Annotated in this window: 15 protein-coding genes; 5 read left to right on the forward strand and 10 right to left on the reverse strand. The window is 64.7% G+C overall.

The features are described 5' to 3' along the window. Genes AC3WON_RS07080 through AC3WON_RS07095 form a run of 4 tightly spaced genes read right to left on the reverse strand, consistent with a single transcriptional unit; the run spans position 1 to position 3,114 of the window. The gene (locus tag AC3WON_RS07080) at positions 1-264 is read right to left on the reverse strand and encodes a DUF302 domain-containing protein (protein WP_492318213.1); all 264 of its coding nucleotides are present in this window, start codon (positions 262-264) and stop codon (positions 1-3) included. A gap of 18 nt (positions 265-282) precedes the next feature. After that, on the reverse strand, positions 283-1,020 hold the full coding sequence (locus AC3WON_RS07085) for an ABC transporter substrate-binding protein (protein WP_492318021.1): 738 nt from the start codon (positions 1,018-1,020) through the stop codon (positions 283-285). 22 nt (positions 1,021-1,042) lie between these two features. Continuing rightward, complete coding sequence (locus tag AC3WON_RS07090) at positions 1,043-2,086, reverse strand: Ldh family oxidoreductase (protein WP_492318020.1); 1,044 nt, start codon at positions 2,084-2,086, stop codon at positions 1,043-1,045. 20 nt (positions 2,087-2,106) lie between these two features. Then, complete coding sequence (locus AC3WON_RS07095; RefSeq protein WP_492351497.1) at positions 2,107-3,114, reverse strand: Bug family tripartite tricarboxylate transporter substrate binding protein; 1,008 nt, start codon at positions 3,112-3,114, stop codon at positions 2,107-2,109. Between the two features lie 113 nt (positions 3,115-3,227). On the opposite strand from AC3WON_RS07095, the gene AC3WON_RS07100 reads away from it, so the two are divergent. After that, complete coding sequence (locus AC3WON_RS07100) at positions 3,228-4,124, forward strand: LysR family transcriptional regulator (RefSeq protein ID WP_492351498.1); 897 nt, start codon at positions 3,228-3,230, stop codon at positions 4,122-4,124. Positions 4,125-4,363: 239 nt separating this feature from the next. On the opposite strand, the gene argC is transcribed toward AC3WON_RS07100, so the two are convergent. Next, the gene (gene argC / locus AC3WON_RS07105) at positions 4,364-5,317 is read right to left on the reverse strand and encodes an N-acetyl-gamma-glutamyl-phosphate reductase (protein ID WP_492318017.1); all 954 of its coding nucleotides are present in this window, start codon (positions 5,315-5,317) and stop codon (positions 4,364-4,366) included. 201 nt (positions 5,318-5,518) lie between these two features. Here argC and AC3WON_RS07110 point away from each other — a divergent pair, with 201 nt between their 5' ends. Both AC3WON_RS07110 and AC3WON_RS07115 read left to right on the forward strand, forming a co-directional pair. After that, the gene (locus tag AC3WON_RS07110) at positions 5,519-6,403 is read left to right on the forward strand and encodes a LysR family transcriptional regulator (RefSeq protein WP_492318016.1); all 885 of its coding nucleotides are present in this window, start codon (positions 5,519-5,521) and stop codon (positions 6,401-6,403) included. Positions 6,404-6,626: 223 nt separating this feature from the next. Continuing rightward, the gene (locus tag AC3WON_RS07115) at positions 6,627-6,803 is read left to right on the forward strand and encodes a hypothetical protein (RefSeq protein WP_492351499.1); all 177 of its coding nucleotides are present in this window, start codon (positions 6,627-6,629) and stop codon (positions 6,801-6,803) included. A 760-nt stretch (positions 6,804-7,563) separates the two neighbouring features. On the opposite strand, the gene phaZ is transcribed toward AC3WON_RS07115, so the two are convergent. Further along, the gene (phaZ, locus tag AC3WON_RS07120; protein ID WP_492351500.1) at positions 7,564-8,802 is read right to left on the reverse strand and encodes a polyhydroxyalkanoate depolymerase; all 1,239 of its coding nucleotides are present in this window, start codon (positions 8,800-8,802) and stop codon (positions 7,564-7,566) included. Positions 8,803-9,135: 333 nt separating this feature from the next. Next, positions 9,136-10,023 carry a LysR substrate-binding domain-containing protein gene (locus tag AC3WON_RS07125; RefSeq protein WP_492318013.1) on the reverse strand — a complete coding sequence of 296 codons (888 nt, stop codon included), beginning with the start codon at positions 10,021-10,023 and terminating at the stop codon, positions 9,136-9,138. 108 nt (positions 10,024-10,131) lie between these two features. Here AC3WON_RS07125 and AC3WON_RS07130 point away from each other — a divergent pair, with 108 nt between their 5' ends. Further along, positions 10,132-11,400 (forward strand): MFS transporter, encoded by a 1,269-nt coding sequence (locus tag AC3WON_RS07130; RefSeq protein ID WP_492351501.1) that lies wholly within the window; start codon positions 10,132-10,134, stop codon positions 11,398-11,400. 194 nt (positions 11,401-11,594) lie between these two features. Here the strand turns inward: AC3WON_RS07130 and AC3WON_RS07135 are convergent, their stop codons facing one another. Then, entirely contained in the window at positions 11,595-13,259 is a 1,665-nt protein-coding gene (locus AC3WON_RS07135; protein ID WP_492318011.1) for an ABC-F family ATP-binding cassette domain-containing protein, read from the reverse strand. A gap of 1,023 nt (positions 13,260-14,282) precedes the next feature. On the opposite strand from AC3WON_RS07135, the gene AC3WON_RS07140 reads away from it, so the two are divergent. After that, positions 14,283-15,551, forward strand: coding sequence for a patatin-like phospholipase family protein (locus AC3WON_RS07140; RefSeq protein ID WP_492351502.1), 1,269 nt, complete (start codon positions 14,283-14,285; stop codon positions 15,549-15,551). A 102-nt stretch (positions 15,552-15,653) separates the two neighbouring features. Here the strand turns inward: AC3WON_RS07140 and AC3WON_RS07145 are convergent, their stop codons facing one another. Both AC3WON_RS07145 and AC3WON_RS07150 read right to left on the reverse strand, forming a co-directional pair. Continuing rightward, positions 15,654-16,577: an SMP-30/gluconolactonase/LRE family protein gene (locus tag AC3WON_RS07145; protein ID WP_492351503.1), complete on the reverse strand. Its 924-nt coding sequence runs from the start codon at positions 16,575-16,577 to the stop codon at positions 15,654-15,656. 12 nt (positions 16,578-16,589) lie between these two features. After that, positions 16,590-17,555, reverse strand: coding sequence for a Bug family tripartite tricarboxylate transporter substrate binding protein (locus AC3WON_RS07150; RefSeq protein ID WP_492351504.1), 966 nt, complete (start codon positions 17,553-17,555; stop codon positions 16,590-16,592). Positions 17,556-17,619: the final 64 nt, after the last annotated feature.

Below are 17,619 nucleotides of genomic sequence, written 5' to 3' on the forward strand. Positions count from 1 at the left end.
TCACCGTGGGGCGCCTTGCGCGCCCACCGTGTCAAGAATCATCCGCTGCGCCACAGCCGGCGGCGCGGCGCTGCCGGCCGGCAATGGGTGGGCGCTTTCCAGTTCCGCGGCGGTGTGGCAGCTCATCCAGGTGCTGCCCTGGCAGTCATCGCGCACCAGCACGCGCAGGGGCAAGTCCAGCACAACGCTGGGTGCGGCGAGCATCAATGGTGTTCCCCGCTTGGCGTTGTCATAGATCAGCACCTGCGTCGCCGGCATTGCCAGCCCGGCGTTGCGTGCAGGCTATGATTTCGCGGGCGCGACGGACGCGCCCTCGATTCCGTGACGCCTGAGAGCGTCCGAAACGAAGCAGGAGGCCTTCATCTGCTCGACGAACCGCCGTAGCAATTCCACGGCTTCAGCGCTGCGGGCTATGGGGAGGCCCATGGCTTGCTGTATGACCATAAACCGGCCCGGCAACAACCTCAGGCCCGCAGTGCGCTTGGCATCTGCTTCCAATTGCTGTCGCACCCCTGCAGCCACGTCCGCGCTTTGCTCCAGGAATGTTTGCACAACGGCAGGGGACGTCGGGGCGCGCACGATGTGTGCATGTTGCAGCGTACGAGTGAGATAAAGATCGTAGGCGCTCCCTTTTCCTACCACGACACGGCGTCCGGCGAGGTCGACCTCTTCGTTGGCCTTGACGGTGGATTCCTCCTTCACCAAATACGCGCCTTCGATCAGCACGTAGGGTTCGGAGAATGCGATGCCGGCCCCCCGGACCGGGTCGACGGCAAAGAATCCGAAGTCCGCCTGTTCGGCCGTGACGGCCTCGACCGACTTCCCTGCTGAGTCAAATACGACAAGCTCAAGCGGAACGCCCAAGCAACTGGCAAGCTCACGGGCGAGGTCTACTGAAACGCCGAATGGATTGCCGCCGGCATCGAGGTTTGCCAGGATAGGGTTGCCTACGTTGATGGATGCGCGAAGGATTCCCGTCGGCGCAAGCTCCGCTGCAAGCCTTGCATATTGACTTGTCATGATGCTTCCGGCGTGTGCCATTTCAGTTCGTCTTTGCGTTGGCATGTCGATCCAGTAGCGCCTTCACCGCTGGATCCATGAGAATGCCCTTTTCGCGCTGACGCGCCAGCTTGTCGAGTTCGATCTCTCCGGGAACAATAACAGGCTTGCCAGGCTCCGCGGGTGCGCTACCGTGGAGGATCGCCGCAAAGTCTTGCATGCGGGCAGCCAGCCATTGGGCCGATCCCAGTCGCCGGGTATCAACCAGGATAAAGAAATGGCCCAGGTTCTGGGGCTGGTCGGGTGCATCGACCCACGACTTGACGTGAGTCAGGTACGCCGCATCCGACAGCAGTCCTGCGAAAAGATCGACCATCAGTGCCAGCCCATAGCCCTTGTGCCCGCCAATCGGCAGCAGGAAGCCATCGAGGGCAGCCTTGGGATCGGTGGTCCGTCGTCCTTGCGCGTCGGTGGCCCATGAATCCGGGATGGATTGTCCTGCCTTGAGCGCATTGCGAATCTTGGCGCGTGCGGCCACGCTCATGGCCATGTCCAGCAGGAAGTGGCGGCCGTCATGCCCCGGTACGCCGAAACCCAGCGGGCTGTTGCCCAGGCGGGCGTCGCTTCCACCCCATGGCGCGATGGTCGTCGTGGCGTTGCTGCCAATCATGCTGGCGAATCCTGCTTCCGCCGCAATGTAGCTGTACGGTGAAACTGGCCCGAAATGATTGCTGCCCCGGACGAAGGCCATGCCGATGCCGAATTCTTCGGCGACTTCCATGGCGGCGCGCAGCGCCTTCATGCCAGCGAGCGGGCCGACTGCGTTGCCACCATCGACCTTCACCAGCGCCGGCGCGGCGCGCTCAACTGTAATGGTGGGGCGTGCCGAGATACCGCCGGACTGGAGCCGTTCGCCATAGGATTCAATGCGAGACAGTCCATGGGTGCTGAGCCCGAAGAGGTCTGCAAGTACCAGGATGTCAATGACATCGATGGCGTCCCCTTCGGTCAGGCCCAGGCCCTGGAACGCGCGCACTCCGAGCTGGCGGAGTTCGGCTTCGGATACAGTGATTCGATCTTGTTGCATGCTGGATATTCTCGGAAGACTTAGTTTGCCTGGATTCCCGCGCTGCGGATGACGGTGCCCCAGCGTTGTTGCTCGGAACGAATGAATGACGCAAATTCGGCGCTGCCCGCGCCGACAGGCGTGCTTGCGTCCTCGGCAAGTCGTTGTCGCACCAGCGGGGTGGCCAGGGCCTTGACTGCCTCGGCATGCAGGCGGCTGACCACCGGCGTGGGCGTGCGCGCTGGCGCCATCAGCCCAAACCATTGCGAGCTTTCAAATCCCGGGTAGCCTTCCTCGGCAATGGTGGGAACGTTGGGAATCGGCGCGAGGCGCTTTGACGATCCAACGGCGAGTATGCGCAGCTTGCCCGCCTTGGCGTGTTGCAGGATCCCCGCCAGGCCCGCCGATGCGGCGTCGATGTTTCCGGCGAGCAAGTCGGAAATCTGGGCGCCGGTGCCCTTATATGGCACGTGCACAAGATCGATATGCGCAGTCTGCTTGAGCATCTCGAAAGCAACGTTGCCAGCGCTTCCGTTGCCCGCCGATCCGTAGGTCATGGCACCAGGCTTCGCCTTGGCCTGGGCGATGAATGCCTTGATGGAATCGCTATGGACGGTAGGCCCCACCGCGAACACCATCGGCACTTTCGCCAGCAAAGTCACCGGCGTGAAGTCCTTCAGAGGATCGTAGGGAAGCTTGCGCATCATGGCGGGATTGACGGCAAGCGTGCCAACGTGGCCGAGAACCAGTGTGTATCCGTCAGGCGCTGCGCGTGCGGTCTCCTGCATGGCGATGACACCCTGGCCGCCGCCCTTGTTGTCCACCACGATCTGTTGGCCCAGATTCTTCGACATCTCTGCCGCGATGACGCGGGCAATGGCGTCCGAGCTTCCGCCGGGCCCATACGGGACAATCAGCCGGATCGGCCTGGCGGGTGTCCAGGTCTGCGCCTGTGCGGGAATCAGTGCAGTGGCTAGCGGGATCGCGAGGGCGGCTAGGGCGTTACGGCGCGACATGCGCCGTAACGGCTCTTGTACTTTGTTGGGCATTGTGTCTCCTGCTTGGTCAGGACAGTGTTTCGTTCCATCCATAGGGCGAATGATCACGCTGACCGGATTCAAGTGTAAAGTGCAAAGATCACAAGTATTCTTGCGTAAGACACATGAATTTCGATTTGGCGGACTTGCGAGCGTTCCTGGCCGTAGCCGATCTGGGCAGCTTCAAGGCGGCATCCGATGCGATGTTCCTGTCGCAGTCGGCACTGTCGCGTCGCGTCGATAAACTGGAAGAAGCGCTTGGCGTCGCGCTGTTCACGCGGACCACCCGGAAAGTCGAATTGACTACCCTGGGCCGCATGTTTGTGCACAAGGCGCGAAACGTCATCAACGAGCTGGAAGAGGCCATGCTCGGCATCCAGACCGTTGCCGATCGGCTGTCGGGCGAGGTGACGCTTGCATGCGTACCGTCTGCGGTCGGGCATTTCCTGCCCTCTGTCGTGGGGCCGTATCACGAGCGCTATCCGGGGATACGGATCCGCATCATTGACGAGTCTTCCGGGGATGTCCTTCTCGCGGTCACGCGCGGCGATGCGGATTTCGGCCTGACCTATATCGGGACGCAGGAGCCTGACATCGATTTCTGCCCCTTGATTGAAGAGGCGTTCGTTGTCGCCTGTCGCAAGGGGCATCCGCTGGCGACGCGAAGAAGCGTCAAATGGAAAGACCTTGAAGGCTGTGACTACATTACGCTCGCGCAGGGCAGCGGCAACCGCTTCCTGATCGACCAGGCCCTTGCGCGGCTGCCGGTAAGACCGCGATGGTACTGCGAGGTAAATCATGTTCCCGCCTTGGTAAGCCTGGTCCAGGCCGACCTGGGAATCGGTGTTGTGCCTCGAATGGCTTTGCCGCCGAAGTCCAGCAGTGGTCTGCTTGCGATCCCGCTGACTGACCCAGTGATAACTCGAACGTTGGGATTGATCTCGCGACGAGGACGCCCGTTGGCGCCGGCCGCTCAGTTTCTCTTTGACATGCTTATCCGACGAGGAACAGCGAAACCCTAGGCGCGTGGCACGAAGTTGCTGCCGTGTCAGTGACCACCGGTGTCAGAGCACCCATGGTCACTCGGGAAGGAAGCGATGATCGACTGAGAATGGCCGACCCCAGGCTGTAGCATCGCGAAGGCCCTCAGTATGTTGACCGAACGGCAACAATTGCTCCTGCGTCAGTGACCCGATCGCATCAGGCGGGCCGGAAGCCGGGAAGCTGCCGGCCCGCTTCATATTTCGACGCTGGGTAGGCCTCAGGCGGCCCGGTGAACCTCCGCCGCCACCCCGGCCAGCATGAGATCGAGGTTCTGCACTGCCGCCCCCGAAGCACCCTTGCCGAGGTTGTCGAACACCGCCGCCAACAGCACCTGCCCGTGCTCGCGGTTGGCGAACACGCCCAGGCGCAGGTCGTTGGTGCCGTTCAGTGCCTGCGGGTCGAGGTGAGTGGTGGCGGCCGATTCGGCTAGCGGCATCACCTCGACATGGCGGGCGCCGGCGTAGTGGTCGAGCAGGCAGGCGTGCAGCCTGCCGACGTCCGTGCCCGATGCCAGCAGGTCCAACTCCAGCGCCACCGTCAGTACGATACCTTGCCGGAAGGCGCCGTAGGCCGGCACGAAGGCGGGACGACGTGCCAGGCCCGCGTGCTGCTGGATTTCAGGCGTGTGCTTGTGCGCCAGGTCCAGGCCATAGACCTGGAAGGGCAGGGCCCGGGTGGCCTGCGGTCCCTCGTAGGTATCGACGGCGGTGCGGCCGCCACCCGAATAGCCCGACACCGCGTGGATGGCGATGGGGTAGTCGTGCGGCAGCAGGCCGGCCTCCGCCAAGGGGCGCAACAGGCCGATCGCCCCGGTGGGATAGCAGCCCGGGTTGCTGACGCGCAGCGCGCCCGCGATGCGCTGCGCCTGGCCGGCAGTCATCTCGGGAAAGCCGTAGGTCCAGCCGGGCTGCGTGCGGTGTGCCGAGCTGGCATCGATCACACGCACCGCAGGGTTGACGATGGACGCCACCGCCTCGCGTGCGGCGGAGTCCGGCAGGCACAGGATGGCGATGTCGCAGCCGTTGATGGCGTCGGCGCGGGCGCGCGCATCCTTGCGCTGGCCGGCGGGCAGTGTCAACAGGCGCAGATCGTCGCGTCCGCGCAGGCGTTCGTGGATCTGCAGGCCGGTGGTGCCCTGGTCGCCGTCGATGAAAACAAGAGGGTAGCGCATGGGATGGATCCTTGGCAGTGGCGTGAAAGTGGCGGCCCCGGCCGGTTCAGCATCAGCTCTGCGTTGGTGCGGCCGGTACAGGAAGCGCCATCTTGCGCCACCGGATAGAATCGAAGAAGTTGAATTTCATGACGATGAAATTCACGTTTCCTGAACGATATTCCTCGTCAGCAGATACGCCCTTAACCGGAATGCCGCCCCATGCGCGAGATCAGCCTGGACCGCCTGCGTACCCTCGTCGCCATCGCCGATCTGGGTTCCTTCGCCGAAGCCGCGCGCGCGTTGCACCTGGCTCCGCCCACCGTCAGCCTTCACATTGCCGAGCTGGAAGCCCGTGTCGGTGCGCAACTGCTGACGCGCAGGCGCGGCGAGGTGCGTCCGTCGTCCATTGGCGAGACCCTGGTCGATCGCGCCCGTCGCCTGCTGGCCGATGCCGACCTTGCGCTGGACGACGTGCAGCGTCAGGTGCAGGGGTTGACCGGCCGCGTGCGCCTCGGCGCCTCGACCGGGGCCATCGCCCACCTGCTGCCGCAGGCGCTGGCCGTGCTGGCGGAGCGGCATCCCGACATCGACGTGCAGGTGGCCGTGCTTACCTCGGAGGAGACGCTGGCGCGGCTGGCCGCCGGCACGCTGGAGATCGGTCTGGTGGCACTGCCACAGGCGCGCGTGGCGGGGCTGACCATCCGCCCTTGGCGGCGCGATCCGGTACGGGCTTTCCTGCCAGCGAGCTGGCCCTGCCCGGCGCGCATCACGCCGGCCTGGCTGGCAACGCGCCCGCTGATCCTCAATGACGGCACCACGCGCCTGTCGCGCCTGACCGCCGAGTGGTTCGCCAGCGGTGGCCACAGGCCGGCACCGCGGATTCAGCTCAACTACAACGACGCCATCAAGAGCCTGGTGGCGGCCGGCTATGGTGCGGCCCTGCTGCCACACGAGGTCACCACGCCGGCGCCGGATGCGCGCATAGTGATGCGGCCGCTGCGGCCGGCGTTGTGGCGGCGACTGGGGTTGGCGCACAGCGGGGAGCGGGTAGAACGCGCCACGGAATACGTACTGGAGGCCCTGTGGGCGCTGCGGGCGGGGTAGTGCCGTTGGCCACACGTCGGCCGGCGGCTGTGCGCGGCGCCGCCACGCGTTGATCGCGTCCTCGATTGCATTGATGGAGACATTTGCCGCGCCTGTCTGCATGTTGCGGTCATGGGCCCCTCACTGGTGAACGCCCCAGGATCAGCGCCCATGGGGCTGCTAGCGACGGGCGGCATAAGCGCCGTGCTGTTTCGGACTAGAATCCTCTGAGGAGGTGTCAGTCATGTCAGCTATCAAGCGCATCGATCCGGGCCATTCCGCCCATCAGGCCGCGCCGCACAGGATCCCCCGCTACCCTGCGGAGCACGTCACGCTGACGGCTGGCTCCAGGAAGAGGCTACGCCCCAGTGTGCCGCATCGAAAGGTCGGGCGCGGCAAGGTCGGCGTCGGCGGCAAGTAGGGACCTGCAGCGGCTGGTCGGCTTCGCGCCCGGCGGCTCGGTCGATGGGCCGGCCGGTCCCGTACAGGCACTCGATCACTTCTTCACGATCGAAGTACGCGCCGGCGCGTGACGTTCAGTTCGTTGCCATAGTCTGTGTCGGCATCAGCGATCACCGGTACCACTACCGACTGCGCGATGACGCGTGAACAAGCTGGGCGCGGGGCAGATCACGCACGATGTGTCGTCGGCGCCGGAGGGTTAGCGTTATTCTTGAACTCGCGTGCACCCTCATCGCACGCCGGCGCGGAGCAGAGTTTGCAGCGACTTGAGCGCTATTGGGTTCGCAGGCTTGTGTTTACAGCGCGAGCGTCTACCGTGAAAGGCGATCCCACAGGAAAGGAGACAGCAATGAAAAAGCTAGCTTTCCTCGCCGCTCTTTCGCTAACCGCCGTTGCGGCGTGGGCGCAGGGCGGTCGCTACGGTTCGCCTCCAACACCGGGGACTGACACTGGCAGGCGCGCGGAGCCAACTGAGCAGGCCGCCAGCAGTGCCTCCGGCGAGAGTGCCAAGAAAGGCAAGAGCGAAGCGCACGGCAAGGTTGACCGCAGTAAGGGGCGTGCCGGCGGCCAAGGCGCTTCCGCCGCGGCAACGCGTGGCCATCCTGCGTCGGCGCCCGAGAGCCAGCCCTGAGCTGGCCACCGCGAGTTCTTGTTCCCCAATTGGGATTGCACAACCCTTGACTGGGTGATCGCTTGCGCCTGCCCGCGGGCAGGCGATGCTAAGTATCGTGCCCGGTCAGATCGCGGATGCGGGGGTAGACGTCGGTGCACCAGCGAGGCCCGCAGAACAGATCATAGTGGCCGCACTGGCGGGCCGTGAGGTGCCGCTTGTCGCATGCGGCGATGCCTTGGCACAGATCGTGCGCGGCCTGCGTCTGGCCCCGGCCGGAAATCTCATCCTGTTCGCCCTCGATGGTCAGCAGTGCGGTGGTACGGATGTCCTGTGGCCGCACTGCCTCGCCCCGCACCTGCCAGCTGCCGCGCGCCAACTGAAATTCCTGGAACACGAGCTGGATGGTGTCCAGGTAAAACTCGGCCGCCATGTCGAGCACCGCGTGGTAGGCATCGCAGGCACGCCGGTGCTCCTTGGCACGCACGGGGTCGCAGCGAACGAGATCCAGGCAATAGTCCCAATAAGCCTCCCCCAGACGTTCTGGCTGTGCCGCCGCCAAGCCGGCAAGTTGCAGAAAGCTTGGGCACACCTTGCGTCCGGCACCCGGGTAGGGCTGCGGTACCGCATAGATCAGGTTACGCTGAAACCACGCGAGAGAGTGGCGCGCGGCCAGACGTCCGAGTGCAGTCGGGCTGCGGCGTGCATCGACCGGGCCGCCCACCAGGATGAGGCTCCTGGGTGTCGGCTCACCCGCGCTCGCCAACAGCGAAACCGCTGCCAGCGCTGGCACGGTGGCCTGACAGATGGCCAGCACGTGTAGCGGTTCCGCCCTGATCCGACGGATAAATGCCTGCAGGTGGGCCACCTGGTCATCGAGATGGAACGGTCCTTCGGCCACCGGCACGCGACGCGCATCGTTCCAATCCGTCACATACACGACATGCTCGGGCACCAAGGCCTGCACGACTTCACGCAGCATGACGGCATGATGGCCCGCCAGCGGCGCACAGACCAGCACCGCTGGCATCGATGCGGTGCAAGGGTCAAGCGCGCCCATGTCGGGTGCGAAGCGCAGCAGCCGGCAAAACGGCCCTTCCACAATGACCTGCTCAGCCACCGCGATGACGTGGCCGTCGCGCCGGATGGCGGTGATGATGCCAAACGACGGCTTCTCGCAGGTCCTGCCGAGCCGGTAGAGCATCTCATAGCCAGCAGCAAAGCCCGATGCGCCCGGGAGATATGCGAAGGGGCTGGCCGGATCGATGAACGCATTTGCTGCGCTCGCCGCCCATGCGGTGAATGGCGTGAGCAGCGCGCGCTGATACTCGACGAGCTGGTACAGCATGAAGACTCCCGTAGGAACGCGCACACGATTCGGCTGGCAATGACATCCGCGCTGTGTTGCTCACGGCGATGGGCATGCTGCCGGGGTCGATGTGCCTCTCCATGGCAACAGGTGTCACCGCGGGGGGAACGTGCAGTCATAAACACGGGCCAGGATTTCACTATATGTCGGACAGGCCTTGCTGCAACGCCAAACATCAAGCGCCGCGCCGCTGGCGGGGCCCGCTTGCTTGCGACCCCATACCGGTCTTCCGCATCCTGTTACGTGAACGGCCGGAATTCGATGGTTCACCGCCGATCCGGTAGGACGTGACCAGCCATCCCACCGCCGCCATCACACCGGACGCAACGCCTCAAGCATGATGTCAGCCAGGCGCTGCGATACCTCGGACGCGGGTCCCGGCGCGCGCAGGAGCATCAGGGGCATCTTGCCGAGCGGCGGCAATCCTTCGGCAGCCCCAAGTTGCCGCAGCGATGCCGGCAAGCCGTAGGGCGTGCGGACCACCAACCCAAGTCCGGCTGCCGCGGCGGCCCACAGGCCACCAAGGTTGGGGCTGGTGAACGAGACGCGCCAGGGGATTCCGGCGCGGTCCAATGCCGCCGTGGCGGCATCGTGGAAATGGCAGGGCCGGTCGAACGCCGCCAGCGGTATCGGCTGGCCGGGCTCGATGTGCCACGGCAGCGCAGCCGGTCCGACCCAGCACATCGGCGGTTCGCCGACCACGGCGATATCGGCGCCGGGCTCTCTTGCCGTCCGAGCGCCATCCGCGCCGCCCCAGACCAGCGCGAGATCCAGCGTCCGCGCCTGGATGCGGGCGAACAAATCGTGATTGCGCGCCACCATGGCTTCGACCCGGACCTTCGGATGCGCTCGCGCAAACCGCCCCAACACCTCCGGCAGCATTGCCTCGCCGAACTCTTCCTGCAGTCCCAATCGCACGCCGCCGGACAGGTCCACCCCTTTCACGGCCGCGGCAGCTTCGTCGTTCAGGGCAACGATTCTGCGCGCGTAGCCAAGCAGCAGACTCCCCGTCTCGGTAAGTTCCAGGGTCCGGCCGGCCTTGCGAAACAGCGGCGTGCCTGCCATGTCCTCGAGCTTGTGAATCTGCGCACTGACGGCCGAAGTGGAGCGCCCGACCTGCTCCGCAGCGCGCGCGAAGCTGCCCAGGTCGATGCCGGCGATCAAGCTGCGCAGCGCGGCAATATCAAGATTCGACGTCATGGCAATCGTGCGGAAAAACGAAACAATTGGTCCCAAACTTTCTGATTTTCAAGACGAATATTGGTTGCAATACTGACGCCCTGTCAACAGCCTTATCGGAGGGCCGTCGTGGCCGAGTCCGTCTGTTTTGCCCGCCCTGGTGGCAATTCCCTCGCGGCTTCCGCTGCTTCGCATCGCTGGAAAGTGTTGGGCGTCGGCGTTGCCGCGAACGCCAGCTTCATCGCTGCCGCCAACGGGTTGCCCGCCACCGCGGTGTGGCTGCGCAGCGCCTATCAGATCGACAACGGGGGGCTTGGCCTGCTGCTTGGTGCGTTGGGCATCGGCGCCGCGTTGTCCGAACTGCCGTGGGGCGCAGCGGCCGACCGGTGGGGCGACCGTCGCGTCCTGCTGTACGGGCTCGGCGCCACCGCTCTCATACTGGCGGTGATGGCACTGTTCCTGGCCCCAAGGCCGGATCGCGTGCCGCCGTTGCCGGTGGCGATGGCCTGCATGGCGCTGCTGGGACTGGCGGGCGGCAGCGTCAACGGGGCCAGCGGGCGGGCGGTGATGCGATGGTTCGCCGACGGCGAGCGCGGCCTGGCGATGAGTATCCGCCAGACCGCGGTGCCCCTCGGCGGCGGGCTAGGGGCGCTCGTGTTGCCGTGGCTGGCCTTTGCCATGGGCTTTCGCTGGGTGTACGCAGTCCTGGCCGCGTTCTGCCTTGCCTCTGCCTGGCTGACCTGGCGATGGCTGCACGAACCCGCGCATCTCGATGCCCCCGCGTCGGCACGGCGCCATGCGCACGACAATGCCAGCCCGTTGCGCAGCCTGCGGGTCTGGCGCATTGCGGTGGCCATCGGTATCCTGTGCGCGCCCCAGTTCGCGGTCTTGAGCTTCGCCTCGGTGTTCCTGCACGATGCGGCCCATGTGGGTGTGTCGGGCATCGCCGCCACCCTTTGCGCTGTGCAGCTCGGCGCGATGGCGATGCGGATCTGGAGCGGCCGCCGTACCGATCGGCGTGGCAACCGCCGTGCATGGCTGCGCCAATGCACGCTGATCGCCGCGCTGATGTTCGTGCCGCTGGCCCTCTGCGCGGCGGTCGGGCAGGGTGTTCCGGCGACGCTGACCATGGCCGCGGTCGTGCTGGCTGGCATCGCGGTTTCGGCCTGGCATGGGGTTGCCTACACCGAACTGGCGACGCAGGCGGGCGCGGAGCGGGCGGGTACGGCCCTCGGACTGGCCAATACGCTGGTCTTCGCCGCGTACTTCGCTGCCCCTGCGGCGATCCCGCCACTGCTCGATCGCGGCGGCTGGGCCGGCGTCTGGCTCCTGGCCGGGGCCTGCGCGGCGACGGCGTGGCCGCTTTTTCCCCGGGCTGGCGATGGTCCCGGCAACTGACCGACGTTTCCGGTCACTGCTTCGACCGGCGAGCAGCTTCCCATTAATAGGCATGCGCAGGGTTCTGAAAAGGAGAACCACTGCGACGGGATTCCGGAACTCGCCGTATCAGGTCACGAGGCGCTCAATGGCGACTTTCGCGCTGAATCCTGTAAAGCTCACGCCTGGGTCCCACCATTTCAGGCGATGACCTTCTACACTGCGGCAGGCTGCTCGCGCAGGCGACGGGCTTCGTCGCGCAGGAACTGCTGGTAATCGTCCAGATCGCCGTCGAAGGGCTCGACGCCGCCCTTGGTGACCAGCCAGAACTCATCGCATACGGCGCGCAGCAGGGCCCGGTCGTGACTGACCAGCATCACTGTGCCTTCGAATTCGTTGAGCGCCATGCCTAGCGCTTCGCGGGTGGCCAGGTCGAGGTGGTTGGTAGGCTCGTCGAGCAGCAGCAGGTTGGGACGCTGCCACACGATCATGCACAACACGAGCCGCGCCTTCTCGCCGCCGCTCATCGTGCTAACCGCCTGATGGACCATGTCGCCACTGAAGTTGAAGGTGCCGAGGAAGGTGCGAAGGGATTGTTCGGTGCCACTCTGGCCGGGAGCGCGCATGTGCGCCGGCGTGTCCTTGGCAAGGCGGATCATGTGTTCCATCGGCGTGTCGAGCGGGCGCAGCACGTCGAGTTCCTGCTGTGCGAAGTAGCCGATATTCAGGCCTTTGCCTTCGCTGATTTCGCCGGCAATCGGTGCCAGCGCGTGCGCCACCGTCTTCACCAGCGTGGACTTTCCTTGGCCGTTGGCACCGAGAATGCCGATGCGCTGCCCGGCCAGCACGGAACGGTTGATGCCCCGCACGATGATCGTGGGCGGCGTGCCCGGCAGTGCGCCGGTCGGCGCCGGGTAGCCGAAGCTCGCGTCCAGCATCGACAACAGCGGGTTCGGGACGTTGAGCGGCTCCTTGAACTCGAAGTTGAACTCTGCGTCGGCAAGTACCGGTGCGATCTTCTCCATGCGTTCGAGCGCCTTGACCCGGCTCTGCGCCTGCTTCGCCTTCGAGGCCTTGGCCTTGAAACGGTCGATGAACTTCTGCAGGTGGGCGATCTTGTCCGCCTGCCTGGCCAGCGCGGCCTGCTGCAATACGAGTTGCTCAGCGCGCATGTCTTCGAATTTGCTGTAGTTGCCGCCATAACGCACGAGCTTGGCGTTGTCGACGTGCACCGTCACCTGCGTCACCGCGTCGAGGAATTCGCGGTCGTGGCTGATCACTACCAGGGTTCCCTGATAGCGCTTGAGCCAGGCTTCCAGCCAGACCAGCGCGTCGAGGTCGAGGTGATTGGTCGGCTCGTCGAGCAGCAGCAGGTCGGACGGGCACATGAGCGCGCGCGCCAGTTGCAGTCGCATGCGCCAGCCGCCGGAGAAACTGTTGACCGGCTGACCAAGCTGCGCAGCACTGAAGCCAAGGCCGAGGATCAGCGCCTGGGCACGTGCGGGGGCATCGTGTGCACCGGCGTCGTGCAGGGCCATGTAGGCGTGCGCCATGCGCATGCCGTCGTCGCTGACCTCGGCGGCGGCTACTTCGGCCTGCGCGGCCAACAGCACGGTATCACCCTCGACTACGAAGTCGGTCGCGCTCTGCCCGGTCTCCGGCATCTCCTGCGCGACCTGGCCCATCTTCCATGCAGCGGGAATCGAGAACTCACCGCTGTCTTCGTGTAGCGTCCCGTTGAGAAGGCCGAAGAAGGATGACTTGCCGGCGCCATTGCGGCCGACAAGACCAATCTTTTCGCCGGGGTTGAAGGTGACGGACGCGCGGTCGAGTACGACATTGACGCCGCGACGCAGCGTGACATTACGGACGGAAATCATAGGGAGCTACTTCAGAGAGGATTCGCATGATAGCCGACCGGATGTGCAGCGCTGTAGTCTGATGCGTTGACGTTTGCGCTCATGGCTGAGATCCATCCTGTAGCGGGGGCATGGCCGCGGCGGAAGGTTTCCCCCGCGGAGGAGGCGATCATGCGATCAGCGCGTTGGCGACGATCGCTGCCGCCGCTACGCTGGACGTGCTGATGGCCAGCCAGCATCCCAGCAGGAGGGCGCCGTTGGCCACGCTTCGACCTGGAATCATCTTGTGTGCTCCGAGGGATGGGGGACTTCCAGCTTGGCGTTCGGCATACTGCTCTCTCCGATGAAATTTATTCAATGATTTTGAGTTCTCGTTGGGCGGCGCTTTGTTCGCTGTGTTGCATTGACGTGCCGTCTATGTGACGAACTATGTCGTATGAAAGTGCGGAGATAGCCAGCCAGAGTTGTAAACATTATTCAAAAAATTTGATTAATTCAGGACATGTAAGACCCTGGCTCCGGTGGGCGTTTGATGCCTGAAGCCGGCGCGCGTGGCGGCTCCGACAACTTGGAGGAGATTGAAAATGACCGCTGGCGGCGCGGCACCAGGCGAACCAATCAAGCCCGGTCGAGTTAGCATTCAGTACCTTGATCTTCGTCCGCCCTCCGACTTTCTCCCGACGCTACTCAGGCGCCATCTGCGGGTCGCGCGGCCCCATGGCGATGCCGTAAGATCCCGAGGGAGCCGGACACACCGGATCCTGGCGCCAACGAAACTCGACCTTCCCTTCCCGCGGGCCGCCACCACGCCGAGCACCTTTCTGACCTAGTCCAATGTGGAAGTTTCGACATGACCAGACTCTTCGCCGCAAGAGCAGCCTGCCTTGGCGAGTTGGGGGGGCAGGGAGAGAGCGGCACGCCCGCGGCAGGGCCTGCCACGCTCTGATGCTGCTTCTGCTTGCGGGACTCAGTGCCTGTGGGTCGCTTTCTCACAATGCTCCGCGCAATCTGCCTCAGGCCGCGGCTGGCAGCGCATCCGCGGCCATGCGCGAACCCACCGACGTCGCCGGCCCGACAACCGTCGCCATGTCGTTCTCTGGCGGTGGCACGCGAGCCGCAGCTTTCGCCTTCGGCGCGCTGCAGGGGCTCGACGCCATGAGAGGTCCCGGGGACGCGTCCCTGCTCGACGACGTCTCATTTATCAGCAGCGTGTCCGGAGGCTCCATCACCGCGGCGTACTACGGTCTGCACGGCAAGGCCAGCCTGGCGACCTTTCGATCCGTGCTCTTGAAGGACGGAGAGGCGGGGCTTCGCTTCAGTCTCCTGAATCCGGTCAACCTTGCGCGCCTCTTCGCGGGAGGCCTCAACAATCGGGAAGATCTCCAGACATGGCTCGATGAAGACGTGTTCAAGGGCGCGACGTTCGCCGACATGTTCCGCCGCGGCAAGCCGCTCGTCTGGATCAATGCCACGAACGTCTACTACCGGGTCGCGTTCCCGTTCAGCCAGCTGGCATTCGATGCGCTATGCAGTGATCTCGCGAGCTTTCCCGTTTCCGAGGCCGTCGCCGCATCCATGGCGGTCCCGCTCTTCTTCGCACCGATCGTCCTTCAAAAATATCCCGAGGTTTGCAGTACACCGCTGCCGAACCTTGACCACGCCCAGAGGCCCGGGCAATCGCTGCTGCTTGGCGCTTTGGCAACCGCCGTTCGCGGTCACCGGGACACTTCGAAGGGAAAGTACATCAAGCTGGTAGACGGCGGGGTGACCGACAACTACGGCCTGGCCACCATTTTGCAATCGCGCCTGCTGCTGGGCACGGCTTACGGTCCCATGAGCGAGAACGACGCGATCAATGTGCGGCGGCTACTCTTCATCGTTGTTGACGCCGGTCAGGGCCCGCGCGGCGATTGGAACCAAAGCCCGGGTGGCCCGTCCGGAATCGAAGTCGCAAGTGCGGCCATCGACGCGGGAATGGCGACCAGCGTTCGCATGACCTATGACGCCTTCGTTCCCATGATGCAGCGGTGGCGCGACGATCTCGTGGCGTACCGGTGTGGGCTGCCGCATTTCCGGCAGCAGGAGATCGCTGCACGCCGCCCAGGCTGGCGGTGCAATGAAGTCGAATTCTTCGTCACGCGGATCTCGTTTGAGGCCCTCGACAAGGAGCGAGCTGCAAGCCTGAACGATCTGCCGACCAGGCTTCGACTGCCCGAGAAGGACGTCGATCGCCTGATCGAAGCGGGAAGGGATGCCATCCTTGGCAACCCGGTGATCCGTAAGTTCGAGCGCGAATCGACCGAGGCGCGATAGTCCCGCGGCACGCGGCGTGGGTGAGGCCGCGTTCTTGCTGCTCGGCCGCGGCGCTCTGGCGCAGGCATGTGTCCGGCATGGCGAGAACGCCCGATACTCCGTTCACGCCAGCCGTCCTCCGTGCACCGGTGCACCGCCCACCGACATGTCGGCGCACAGGATCGTCCCGGTGGTCGACTCGGTCATGAGTAGCGTGGTGCCCTCGGTGCCGCCAAAGCACAGATTGGTCAGCGATGTGCCGCCGGGGCTACGAATCACCTCCACAGGCTCGGCGCGATGATTGAGCACCCAGACATAACCAAGTCCGGGATTCGCCACCAGCAGATGGCCATCCGATCTCATTGCCAGACCGTCGGGGCCGCTCGGGCCGTAAGAGGTAAAGAACTGCCCGACCTTGCTGACCGAACCGTCGGCCTGCAACGGCACGCGCCATACGCTGTTGCCGCGGGTCATCGCGACGAACAGCACCTTCTCGTCGGGCGCGAGGACGACACCGTTCGGGCTCGGTGCGTTGTCCAGCAGGACGTCCAGCTTGCCGTCGGGCGTCAGCCGATAGACGCGGCCCGTCGGATCGTGCAAGCCGGTCTGGCCCTGGTCGGTGAAGTAGAGATTGCCCTGCGAATCGAAGGTCAGGTCGTTGACGCCCCGGAAGCGTTCCGAATTCCTGCGCTCGAGAAACGGGGTGACGGTTCCCGACTTTGCATCCAGACGCACCAGGCCGTTGCGATAGTCGGTGATCAGGAAATCACCGCGGGCCAGGCGCTTCATGCCATTCGGTTCACCGTCGTACTCGGCAACCAGCTCCCAGTCGCCCTGCATCGAAACACGGAAAATGCGGCCGTAGGGGATGTCCGTCACCCAGAGATGGCCATCGGCCCAGACCGGCCCCTCCAGGAATGAGTCGATCGTCGCCCCGCCGCGATTGGCATGCGCCCACGCGTTGTCGGGGTCGTGCCGACGGAACGACTCCGGAAGCCGGGTGAGCACCTGTGCATCGCGTACGGCCGGTTGCTGAAGTAGGAACATCGCCGCTCCTGGTTATTGCTTCTCAATATGCGCCTTTTGCGCAACCGTTGCCCATTGCGCGGTTTCGCGCTGGATCAGCTGCGCGAACGCGGGACTGTCCAGGTTGCCCGGCTGCGACCCCATCTGCGCAAGGAACGCCTTCATGTCGGGCGCCTGGAGCGCCTTCTGGATTTCCGTTTGCAGGCGCGTAATGACATCGTTCGGCGTGCCCTTTGGCGCGGCAAGGCCTGACCAGTTGAACAGGCTGAAGTTGGGTACACCAGCTTCAGCGAACGTAGGGACGCTCGGGAATACATCCACCCTGGTCTTGCCACTGATGCCCAGCAGGCGCATCTGATTACCCTTGACCGGCGCCAGCGCGGTCGGGGTCGACACGACCAGCAGATCCACGCTACCGGACAGCAGCCCGACCATGGCCTCGCCAGCCCCCTTGTACGGCACATGCATCAGCTTGATACCTGCGGCCTGTTGGAACGCCTCGGCAGAAAAATGCGGCGAACTACCGGGGCCGCCGGTGCCAAACGTCACCTCTCCGGGATGTGCCTTGGCATAGCTGACGAGCGAAGCGAGGTCCTTGAAGCGCGAATCGGCCTTGACGCCAAGCACCACCGGCGAAAATGCGAACGGCGCGATAGGGACCAGAGCGGTCTGATGGTCCCAGTTCAGCTTCTTGAAGACATAGGGGAGGGTAGTGTAGGAGTTGTCGTTCGCCAGAAGCGTGTAGCCATCGGCGGGTGCGTTCACGACCTGGGACGTGCCGATCGTGCCGGACGCGCCCGGCTTGTTCTCCACGACGAAGCTCTGCCCCGTCTGCACGGAGAGCTTCTGCGCAACCTTGCGCGTCACGACGTCGACGGCGCCGCCGGGAGGATTCGGCACGATGATGCGGACCGGTTTGTCCGGGTACGCCGCCACAGCGGACAGGCTGACAAGCAGCGTCGTTGCTGCCACCAGGCAGCCAATGGTTCGATAAAACACCTTTGTCTCCTTGTGCTGCGGGGGAGACCTGACTGTCCGTCGGCTCCTCCCGCGACACTTCTGT

The organism is Cupriavidus sp. FW305-46 (assembly GCF_058787075.1).

What these genes read in the sequence shown, in the direction of transcription:
- AC3WON_RS07140 (WP_492351502.1), top strand. Translation starts at nt 14,283, where the DNA reads ATGCGCGAACCCACCGACGTCGCCGGCCCGACAACCGTCGCCATGTCG.
- AC3WON_RS07135 (WP_492318011.1), bottom strand. Translation starts at nt 13,259, where the DNA reads ATGATTTCCGTCCGTAATGTCACGCTGCGTCGCGGCGTCAATGTCGTA.
- AC3WON_RS07090 (WP_492318020.1), bottom strand. Translation starts at nt 2,086, where the DNA reads ATGCAACAAGATCGAATCACTGTATCCGAAGCCGAACTCCGCCAGCTC.
- phaZ (WP_492351500.1), bottom strand. Translation starts at nt 8,802, where the DNA reads ATGCTGTACCAGCTCGTCGAGTATCAGCGCGCGCTGCTCACGCCATTC.
- AC3WON_RS07100 (WP_492351498.1), top strand. Translation starts at nt 3,228, where the DNA reads ATGAATTTCGATTTGGCGGACTTGCGAGCGTTCCTGGCCGTAGCCGAT.
- AC3WON_RS07115 (WP_492351499.1), top strand. Translation starts at nt 6,627, where the DNA reads ATGTCAGCTATCAAGCGCATCGATCCGGGCCATTCCGCCCATCAGGCC.
- AC3WON_RS07145 (WP_492351503.1), bottom strand. Translation starts at nt 16,577, where the DNA reads ATGTTCCTACTTCAGCAACCGGCCGTACGCGATGCACAGGTGCTCACC.
- AC3WON_RS07085 (WP_492318021.1), bottom strand. Translation starts at nt 1,020, where the DNA reads ATGACAAGTCAATATGCAAGGCTTGCAGCGGAGCTTGCGCCGACGGGA.
- AC3WON_RS07110 (WP_492318016.1), top strand. Translation starts at nt 5,519, where the DNA reads ATGCGCGAGATCAGCCTGGACCGCCTGCGTACCCTCGTCGCCATCGCC.
- AC3WON_RS07125 (WP_492318013.1), bottom strand. Translation starts at nt 10,023, where the DNA reads ATGACGTCGAATCTTGATATTGCCGCGCTGCGCAGCTTGATCGCCGGC.
- AC3WON_RS07095 (WP_492351497.1), bottom strand. Translation starts at nt 3,114, where the DNA reads ATGCCCAACAAAGTACAAGAGCCGTTACGGCGCATGTCGCGCCGTAAC.
- argC (WP_492318017.1), bottom strand. Translation starts at nt 5,317, where the DNA reads ATGCGCTACCCTCTTGTTTTCATCGACGGCGACCAGGGCACCACCGGC.